The sequence below is a fragment of the Dyella sp. genome, assembly GCF_035685885.1.
Classification (GTDB): Bacteria; Pseudomonadota; Gammaproteobacteria; order Xanthomonadales; family Rhodanobacteraceae; genus Dyella.
The window spans coordinates 17,017-27,233 of record NZ_DASRZX010000153.1 but is presented as its reverse complement, the minus strand read 5'-3'; the positions used below and the strand labels follow the sequence as shown (position 1 = coordinate 27,233).

General features: G+C 64.9%; 5 protein-coding genes. All 5 read left to right on the top strand.

Features of this window, described 5'->3' with window-relative positions:
- Nucleotides 1-351 precede the first annotated feature (351 nt).
- The 5 genes from VFG49_RS17525 (at nucleotide 352) to VFG49_RS17505 (ending at nucleotide 10,161) form a co-directional block, all read left to right on the top strand.
- The gene (locus VFG49_RS17525) at nucleotides 352-3,336 is read left to right on the top strand and encodes an ATP-binding protein (RefSeq protein ID WP_324862930.1); all 2,985 of its coding nucleotides are present in this window, start codon (nucleotides 352-354) and stop codon (nucleotides 3,334-3,336) included.
- Between the two features lie 247 nt (nucleotides 3,337-3,583).
- Nucleotides 3,584-5,569 carry a serine hydrolase domain-containing protein gene (locus VFG49_RS17520; protein WP_324862928.1) on the top strand — a complete coding sequence of 662 codons (1,986 nt, stop codon included), beginning with the start codon at nucleotides 3,584-3,586 and terminating at the stop codon, nucleotides 5,567-5,569.
- Nucleotides 5,570-5,571: 2 nt separating this feature from the next.
- Complete coding sequence (locus VFG49_RS17515; RefSeq protein WP_324862926.1) at nucleotides 5,572-5,952, top strand: MliC family protein; 381 nt, start codon at nucleotides 5,572-5,574, stop codon at nucleotides 5,950-5,952.
- Between the two features lie 215 nt (nucleotides 5,953-6,167).
- Nucleotides 6,168-9,101, top strand: coding sequence for a TonB-dependent receptor (locus VFG49_RS17510; protein WP_324862924.1), 2,934 nt, complete (start codon nucleotides 6,168-6,170; stop codon nucleotides 9,099-9,101).
- 40 nt (nucleotides 9,102-9,141) lie between these two features.
- The gene (locus VFG49_RS17505) at nucleotides 9,142-10,161 is read left to right on the top strand and encodes a hypothetical protein (protein WP_324862922.1); all 1,020 of its coding nucleotides are present in this window, start codon (nucleotides 9,142-9,144) and stop codon (nucleotides 10,159-10,161) included.
- The last annotated feature ends 56 nt before the right edge of the window (nucleotides 10,162-10,217 follow it).

Sequence of the window (10,217 nt, the reverse complement as noted above, 5' to 3'; positions counted from 1 at the left end):
CCGGGGGTGACACGGCGGGTGCCGCTGTTTTCCATCCGAGCTGTCACTAAGCCGAGCCGACCCTTGGGGGCGCTCGGCTTTTTCTTGGACTTGCGATCTTCCGGCAGGATCAGGCAACGGGCCTCGGGGGCTCAAGCGGTTTGGCCCAGCCGGCGATGGATGCCTTCGCGCGCCGCGCAGTCACGGCATCCGCGGTCCTTGACGATTTTCATACGCAGGTTTTGTTGGCGCTTACACATTCGATGTGATACCGGGAATGGTATGGACGGCCATGCAGTGACGGTTCCCGCGCGGTTCACTACCATCGGGCCGTCGTTTCGATGATGTTTCGCTTCCGGAGGATGCTGCCCGATGCCCCACGATGCTGCCCGCGCCACGCAGCTGAGCTTCCTTTCGAGCAGCGAAAGCGGGCTGGGCACGATCATGCGCGACATGGACTGGTCCCAGTCGCCCCTGGGTACGCCGGAGGGCTGGTCGCTGGGCCTGCGAACCACCGTGGCCATGCTGCTCGCTGCACGGGCGCAGATCGTATTGTTCTGGGGGCCTCACTTCGTCGCGCTCTACAACGATGCCTATGCTCCCACGATCGGAGACAAGCATCCCCGCGCGCTGGGGCGTCCCGCTTCGGAATGCTGGAGCGAGCTGTGGGAGGACCTGGAGCCACTGTTGTGTGGCGTGCGCGAAACGGGAAACACCTTCGCGGCCGCCGATCGCCCGTTCTATATCGAGCGGCATGGCTATGGCGAAACGGTGTACTTCGACGTGTCCTATTCCGCTGTGCCCGAGGCCGATGGTTCGGTGGGCGGCGTGCTGTGCATCGTCTCCGAAACGACCGGACGCGTGCTCAGCGCGCGGCGCCAGGATTCGCTGCTCCAGTTGGAAGATGCGTTGCGTGGTACCAGCGATGCCGACGCCGCCAAGCGCGCGGCGGTGGAGTTGTTGTGCCGCGAACTCGACATAACCAGCGTGCAATACGCCGATGTCGATCTGGCGCAATCGTCGCTGAGCATCACCAGCGAATGCCGTTCCGATGGCAGGCCTTCTGTCGCCGGCACGTACCCATTGGGTGAGCTGGTCGCGGACGTCGGTGCGCTTCGCGGCGCCGAGCCATTCTTCGGTGAGGACACGGCCGGCAGCGACCCGGTGGAGGGCGCGGCGACGGCACTCGTCGATGCCGATGCCAGCCCCTGCGTGCTCAACGTGCCAGTGTTGCGTGGCGACAAGGTCATGGGCCTGTTCCTGCTGCGCTATCCACGCGGACGGCACTGGAGCGACGAAGCCATCCAGTTCGTCCGTTCGGTGGTCCAACGCAGCTGGAATGCCGCCGAACGCGCGCGCTCCGAAGCGCTGCTGCGTGACAGCGAAGCACGCCAGCGGCAGGATGCCGAGCGCGTGCAGATGGCGCTGGCGGCAGGCGCGATCATTGGTACCTGGCTGTGGGATCTTCCCAACGATCGCATCACGGTGGACGAGCAATTCGCTTTTCATTTTGGCCTGGATCCCTCGATGGGTCGCGAGGGATTGCATCTCGCGCAGGTGCTCGCCACCGTCCATCCGGACGATGTCGTCGCCCTGCAGGCCGCGATTGCCGAAGCTTCCGGATGCGGTGGCACCTATGCGCACCAATGCCGTGTGCGCCGGGCCGATGGCCGCTACTACTGGGTGGAAGGCAGTGGCCGCGTGGAGATGGGGCCCGATGGTGTGGCCGTTTCCTTTCCCGGCGTGCTTATCGACGTGGAGGCGCGCCACCAGGCCGAACAGCGCCTGGCCACCAGCGAAGCGAAATATCGCGCACTGTTCGAAAGCGTGGACGAAGGCTTCTGTGTCATCGAACTGCTCGATGGACCCCATGGCGCCTTGAGCGACTACATCCATGTGGAAGCCAACCCCGCTTACGAAATCAACAGCGGCATCCCGCGTATCGTGGGCCGCAGGCTGCGCGAGCTGATTCCCGATGACGCGGACGGCTGGATCGATATCTATCGCCGCGTGCTGCTCACCGGCGAGCCGGTACGTTTCGAGCGTGAGCTGGGTATGACGGAGCGTTACCTGGAACTGTCCGCGTTCCGCGTGGAGCCGCCCGAGCGGCGCCAGGTGGCGGTGCTGTTCAAGGACATCACCGAGCGCAAGCGGGATGAAACCGAACTCAAGCTGATCAATCGCGAGCTGGCCGAGCGCGTGGCGCAGGCGGTGGAAGAGCGCGAAGCCGCGCTGGCGCGCATCCACGAAATGCAGAAGCTGGAAACCATCGGCCAGCTCACCGGCGGCGTCGCCCATGACTTCAACAACCTGCTCACGCCCATCGTCGGCGCGCTCGACATGCTCTCGCGTCATTCGGACAACGACGATCGCACCAGAAGGCTGATCGCCGCGGGCCTGCAGGCCGCCGAGCGGGCCCGCACGCTCGTGCAGCGCCTGCTTGCCTTTGCGCGGAGACAGCACCTGGAGGCCCGCCCCATCGATGTTCCCCATCTGGTGCGCGGCATGGAAGACCTGCTCGCGCGCTCGCTGGGTCCGCAGATCGTGCTGACGATTTCCTGCGATGCGAACCTGCCGTCGGCGTACATCGATCCCAACCAGTTCGAGCTGGCGCTGTTGAATCTCGCCGTGAATGCGCGCGACGCCATGCCCGAGGGCGGTGAGCTGAAGGTCGACGTGGCGGCGGCGCAAGTGCAAGGCCAGCCGAAGCTGACCGATGGACGCTACATACGTGTCGCCGTGACCGACAATGGCAGCGGCATGGACGCCGAGACGATCAGTCGCGCGGTCGATCCGTTCTTCACCACCAAGGCCAAGGGACAAGGTACGGGGCTGGGCTTGTCGATGGTCCACGGCCTGGCCGCGCAATCGGGTGGCGGTTTCACCCTGTCCAGTGTGCCCGGACAGGGCACGACGGCCACCATGTGGCTGCCTGTGTCCCTGGTGGAAGCCAATCACGGAGCCTCATCCACCGCCGCGCGCGTGGAGTTGCAACGTTCGCAGGCGACGCCCGTATTGCTGGTGGATGACGAAGAACTGGTGCGCGCCGGTACGGCCGAGATGCTGTCGGATGCCGGTTATGTGGTGCGGCAGGCATCGTCTGGGCGCCAGGCGCTGGCGATGCTGGCCGACGGCCTGCACGTCGATGCGCTGGTGACCGATTACGCCATGCCGGGCATGACGGGTGCACAACTGGCGAGCGAGGTGTCCCGGCTTCATCCCGGCTTGCCCGTGCTCATGATCACCGGCTTTGCATCGTTGCAGGATCATTTCATCAGCGATCTGCCACGACTGGCCAAGCCGTTCCGCCAGACCGAACTGGCCGATGCACTGGCCGGCCTGTTGCGCGAACGATAGGCGCTGAGCCTCGATGCGTGCCATCGAGGCATCGTGTCCCGCTGGAATCGCCAGCGCATTCGCGCCACAGCACGTTGTACTTTGAGGTGCATCCACCATCGAGCTGCCGCCGCCCCACGCACTGGCACGCCCGTGCAACCTGTGTAGACTCCGGAAGCCACCAGCGTCACAGGCGTCACTGCGCCGGCATCACTGATCCGGCGCGCACCCGACTGCAGAGCGTTCCCTCTACCCGCGAGGTACGTCCATGTTGATGCGTTGCGTTGTGTTTGCCGGCTTGCTTGGTCTTGCGTTGCCCGCGGCGGCGCTGCCGCCATCGACGCCCGCCGCCACCAAGGCCGCCGTGAAGGCGGATACGCCCAAGACGACGTCCGCCGGCACGCAGTTCGTGCTTCCTGCGGATTGGACGATGCAGGCGAGCGGAGACAAGATCACGCTCAGTCCTCCGGAATCGGGTTCGCAGGCGGTGCTGGTGGACGTGAAGGCCGCCGATGCCGACGCCGCCGTAGCGCAGGCATGGAAAGCCTACGCACCGGCCAAGGCCTGGCCACTGCAGGTAGCCACGAACGCATCGCCGCGCGACGACTGGGACCAGATCCGCATCTACAACTACGAAACCTCCGCCAACGACAAGCGTGGCGTGACGGCGATCGCCTATCGCCACGGCGACCAGTTCACCGTGCTGATCTACGACGTGGCAAACGCCGTGGGCGAGAAGCGTGGGTCACAGCTTCGCGCCATTTCCGATCGCCTGCTGCCCAAGGGCTACAGGCGCGAGAGCTTCGCCGGACGCCAGGCGCACGCGCTGGACGATGCGCGGGTGGAAACCCTGAAGACCTTCGTCGACAACGCGCGCAAGGCGTACGACGTGCCCGGCGTGGCCATCGGCATCATCGACCATGGCAAGGTCGTCTTTGCCGGTGGCCTGGGCGTGCGCGAGATCGGCAAGTCCGAGCCGATCGATGGCGACACGCTGTTCATGATCGCGTCGAACACCAAGGCGCTGACCACGCTGATGCTTGCGCGGCTGGTGGACCAGAAGCGCTTTGGCTGGGACACGCCGGTGGTCGAGGTGATGCCTTCGTTCAAGCTCGGTGATGCCGCCACCACGAAGCAGGTGTTGATCCGCCACCTCATCTGCGCATGCACGGGCATGCCACGCCAGGACATGGAGTGGCTGCTCAACAGTCGCGACGCCACGCCGGAGTCGGTGTTGAAGGCACTGGGCGGCATGCAGCCGACCAGCAAGTTCGGCGAGCTGTTCCAGTATTCCAACCTGATGGCGGCAGCCGCGGGTTATGTCGGCGGCCACGTGCTGTATCCCAAGCTGGACCTCGGCGCCGCGTATGACCTTGCCATGCAGAAGCAGGTGTTCGATCCGCTGGGCATGAAGCAGACCACGTTCGATTATGACCGCGCGCTGCTGGGCAACCACGCCACGCCGCACGGGCTGGATGTTGACGGCCATACGGCCGTGGCCGGCATGGGCATCAACGACTCCATCCGCGCGGCGCGCCCCGCAGGCGCGGCCTGGAGCGCGGTGAACGACATGCTGCGCTATGTGCAGATGGAGCTGGCCGAGGGCACGCTGCCCGATGGCCAGCGCTACGTATCGAAGGAAGCACTGCTTGAGCGGCGCAAGCCCAACGTGGCGATCGGCACCACGGCGACCTACGGCATGGGCCTGATGGTGGACAACACCTGGGGCGTGCCGGTGGTGCACCACGGTGGTGATCTCGCCGGCTTCCACTCCGACATGATGTGGTTGCCCAGGCAAGGCGTGGGTGCGGTGATCCTCACCAATGCCGATGCCGGCGTGTTCATCCGCGGTCCGTTCCAGCGCCGGCTGCTGGAAGTGTTGTTCGACGGCAAGCCGTTGGCACAGGGCGACATCGACAGTGGCGTGGCGCGCCTGAAGGCACAGGTCGCTGCCGAGCGCAAGCGCCTGACGGTGCCTGCCGATGCGGCGGAATCGGCCAGGCTGGCGGCCAACTATCGCAATCCGTCGGTCGGCAGCATCCAGGTCGAGCACGACGGCAAGGCGACGGTGTTCAACTTCGGCGCGTGGCGCAGCGAAGTGGCTTCACGCAAGAACGACGACGGCTCGCTGTCCTACGTCACCATCTCGCCCGGTTCCGACGGTTTCGAGTTCGTCGTGTCCGGCGACGGCGGCAGCCGCAAGCTGGTGCTGCGCGACGGCCAGCACGAATACGTCTACGACGAGGTGAAGTAGCCATGTCCATCCATCCCCGTGGCCTCATGTGTTTGCTGGCGCTTGCCGGCGTAGCCATGTTGTCGGCGTGCAGTTCTTCCGGTTCGTTGAACGTGCCGCAGATCCGTGTGGATTCCACGCAGGCGCGCACGTATCACTGCGAGGGCGGCAAGTCGTTCACGGTGACCTATTCCAACAGCCATGGCGGACAGAGTTTCGCGCTGCTGCCTGTCGATGGAACGCCCATGCTGTTCGTCAACGTCATCGCCGGCTCGGGCGCGAAATACGTCGCGGGCAGCTACACCTGGTGGACCAAGGGTGAGCGCGGCGATCTTTACAATGCGATGTCCGGTCCGGACGCCCCCGCCGTGATTGCCGGTTGCAGCTCGCAAGCGGCGCCATAGCGGTTCAACGCACGGCGCGCAGTCACCTTCGCGACTGCGCGCTGAATGCATGCTGCGTCGCATGATGACGCGGCAAAATCTCTCGATCATCCTTCTGCCGCACTCAAAAGCACACGAGCCCAAGCCGGTCACCACAAGGGCTGGCGCAAGTTTTTGCGTTTTGTGCCCGGCTGCGAAGGGGCGCAGCTTTCCAAAACAAAAGAATGGGGAAGGGAATGAGCCATCACCGCTTGTCGCAGGTACGTGTTGCGCGTACCGAGTTTTCGTCCGCCCGCCGTCCGCTCGCTGTCGCCTGTGCCGCGCTGTTCGCGCTGGCGGCGATAGGGTCGGCCAACGCCCAGGATGCCCAGGGACAGACCACCAAGCCCACGGATGCGAATGCACCGCAGGCGCCGGCCACCAAAGTGCCGCCCAAGACCGCGGAAGACTCCGCGCGCAATCTGGACGCCGTGACCGTCACCGGCATCGCGGCCAGCATCCAGAATGCGCTGAAGACGAAGGAAAACTCGGACAACATCGTCGAGGCGATTTCCGCCGAAGACATCGGCAAGCTGCCTGACGCGAGCATCGCCGAAAGCCTTTCGCGCCTGTCCGGCCTGGCGACGCAGCGTGCCGACGGCCGCGCCAACCTCATTTCCATCCGCGGCACCTCGCCCGATTTCGCGGGCACCACGCTCAACGGGCGCGAGCAGGCCACCGTGGGCGAGAACCGTGGCGTGGAATACGACCAGTACCCGGCCGAGCTGATGACCGGCGCGGTGGTCTACAAGACACCCGACGCCAGCCTGATCGGACAGGGCCTGTCCGGCACGGTGGACCTGCACACCATCAAGCCGCTGGACCTGCCCAATCGTGCGATCGCCGCCAACCTGCGCGGCGAGTACACCACCAACGGCAAGCTCAACCCGGGTACCGGCGTGGGCGACATGGGCCATCGCGCCAGCTTCTCCTACATCGACCAGTTCTTCGATCACACGCTGGGCCTGGCGGTGGGCTTCGCCCAGCTCGATTCGCCCATCCAGGAAAAGCAGTACCAGGCGTGGTGGTGGAGTATCGACAACGGTCCGGGCAGCATCGAGGACGCGTGGGGCGGCCCGCATTCGCCGGGCATGCCCGCTGGCGTGATCTCGCAGCAGGGCATGCAGCTGCGCGCGCAATCGGAGAACCAGCTGCGCAACGGCCTGATGGCCGTGCTGGAGTGGGCGCCGAACGACGTCTACCACTCCACGCTGGACATGTACTACTCCACGTTCAACGAGAAGAAGTACACCAACGGTGCGCAGTGGGCCAGCGGCCCATACGACAACGCCGGTCCGGCGGTTTACAGCAACGTGGGCGCGGTGCCGTCGCAGCCGTATCCCATCGTCACCACCGGCACCATGGGCAACATCGCGCCCATCCTGCAGAACGATTACAACAAGGAACACGACAAGCTGTTCTCGGCGGGCTGGAACAACCAGTACGACTTTGGTGGTGGCTGGCAGGGCATGGCCGACCTCTCGTACTCCACGGCCAAGGTGGACCTGCACGACGCGTACCTGTTCAGTGGCCTCGCCAACGGCGCCACCACCAGCGTGGATTTCAGCACGCCGCTCAACTTCGGCTTCCCGAATTTCCGGACCGACATGAGCCTTTCTGATCCCGCTTCGGTCGTGTTCACCGATCCGGACAATTACGGCTACAACGGCCGCGAAGAATTCGACAAGCAGAAGGACACCATCAAGGCCATCCGCCTGCAGATTTCGCATCCGGTCGGCTGGATCTTCAGCACGTTCGACCTGGGCATGGATTACTCCGACCGAAAGAAGACCAAGTCGGCGGACGTCTATTTCGCGTGGCTCAACGGCAACGGCTCGGATTCGGGCAACTATGACCACACGCTGGGCGTGCCGGTGAATCCCTCGTTCCTGTATGGCCCGACCGACCTGGGCTATGGCGGCCTCGGCAACATCCTCAACTACAACGTGCTCCAGGCGCTGTCGAGCCAGTTCTACCTCACGCAGCGCAACGGTCAGTCCGACTGGAGCCGCAACTACTCGATCGAGGAGAAGGTGCCGGTCGGCTACGTGAAGTTCAACATCGACACGGCACTGGGCGACGTGCCGCTGCGCGGCAATGTTGGCGTGCAGTTCGTGCACACCGACCAGTCGTCCGATGCCTACCAGACCAATGGCGACACCTTGGTGGGCACGCTCACCGGTGGCACCACATACAACAACGTGCTGCCCAGCCTCAACCTGATCGCCGACCTGGGCAACCGCCAGTACCTGCGTTTTGGCCTGGCCAAGACCATGGCGCGCGGCCGCATCGACGATGAGAAGGTCGCCAGCTCTGCCAGCGTGTCGGAGGTAACTTCCGGTCCCGCGGCCGGCCAGGTGCTGTGGTCGGGCAGCGGCGGCAATCCGCAGCTGAAGCCGTATGTCGCGGTGGGCGTGGACTTGTCGTGGGAAAAGTACTTCGGCGAATCCAGCTACGTGGCGGCCGCAGTGTTCGGCAAGAACCTGCTCAACTACATCTACAACAAGACCGTCCTGGACTTCAATTTCGAGCAGGCCGGGTACGTCAACGACAATCCCACGCTCACGCCGACCAGCCCCATCGGTGCCTTCACCCGTCCGGAAAACGGCACGGGCGGCAGGATGCAGGGACTGGAGCTGTCGGGCGCCATCGAAGGCGGTCTGATCACGCACGCGCTGGATGGTTTCGGTGCACAGGCCAACTTCTCGCTGACCAACAGCAGTATTCCGGTGAGTTCGGTGTCGTCGATTCCGGGTGGCCCCAACACGCTGCCCGGTCTCTCGCGCAAGGTCGCCAACCTTGCGCTGTATTACGAACGGTACGGCTGGTCGGCGCGCATTGCCGAACGCTATCGTTCCTCGTACACCGGCGAGGCCATCGCGCTGTTCGACCAGCTTGGCTATATCCAGATCCTTCCGGAACTGGTCACCGACTTCCAGGCCGGCTACGCCTTCCCCGACGAAGGCAAGTGGAAGGGCCTGTCGGTCTTGCTGCAGGTGAGCAATCTCACCAACGAGGCGGCCAAGACGCGGCAGATTTCCGGCCTGCCCAATGGTGTCGAAGTCGGTCGTCCGCTCGACTACAACACCTGGGGCCGAACGGTGATGTTCGGCGTGAACTACAAGCTCTGAGTTGTTTGGACGTCGATCCATCCATGCACAGGGATGTGGCATGAACAAGCGGGTTGCGGTAACGGCCATGGTGTTGGCGGGCGCAGGGTTGCCCGCCAGCGCGCTCGAGCGGCACGAAGTGCCCACGCTCTACGAGGCGGGGCACTTCTACGCCGTGCCCATGCTGGAAACAGGGCAGCGCCTCCGGTTGCTCGTCGACACGGGCGGCGCCGGCGGTGGCGGCTGGTACGTGCTGGGACGCAAGGCGGTATCTCGGCTGCAGCTGGCAACCGACGCTTGCAGCGTCGACGAGGGCAAGGCCGAGGTGGTCACCTCCCTCGCGTTTCGCGATGGCCAGGGACTGCCGGCGTCAGCAGGCACGCCCTGCCATTCGGTGGCGCTGGTGCTGCCCGTGGACGGTGCCGTCGATGGCGAAGACGGACTGCTGGGCGCGGGCTACCTGCCGGGACACATCTGGACCTTCGATTACCCCGCGCGCAAATTGTGGCTGGAGTCGGACGCATGGACGCCGACGCGTGGCATGCACGCAGCCAGTCTGGGTTTTCCACGCGATGGGCAAGGCCGCGCGCAAACCGGTTTTGCGCGCATCGGCGCGACGGTGGGTGGCCAGCCGTTTGATTTCCTGTTGGACACCGGCGCCACCGCACGGCCGACCGATGCGGGAAAATCCACGGCGACCTCGTTGAGTGCGCACGGCATCGGCGTGACGTCGTATATCGTCACCCGCGTGTTCGAGCGCTGGCATCGTGAGCATCCTTCATGGCGGGTTGTTGAGCACGGCGACAACCTGCTCGGTGCACGTTTCGACAGCCGCCTGATCGAAGTGCCCGAGATCGAGGTCGCCGGCTGGCGCGTGGGCCCGGTGTGGTTCACCGAACGTCCGGACGCCGCGTTCGGCGAACAGCCAGGCGGCATGTCCAGCTACATGGACCAGCCGGTGGTGGGCGTGATTGGTGCCAACGTCTTCATGCATTTCAGCATGACGCTGGACTATCCGGCAGCGAAGGCCTGGTTCGCGTGTGTCGAGGGTTGCCGCGCCATACAGGCGCAACGCCGGTAGCGTCACTTTCGCCTCCGGCCGGTGCGTGGGTATGCTCGACCACCCCTCCCCGCAGG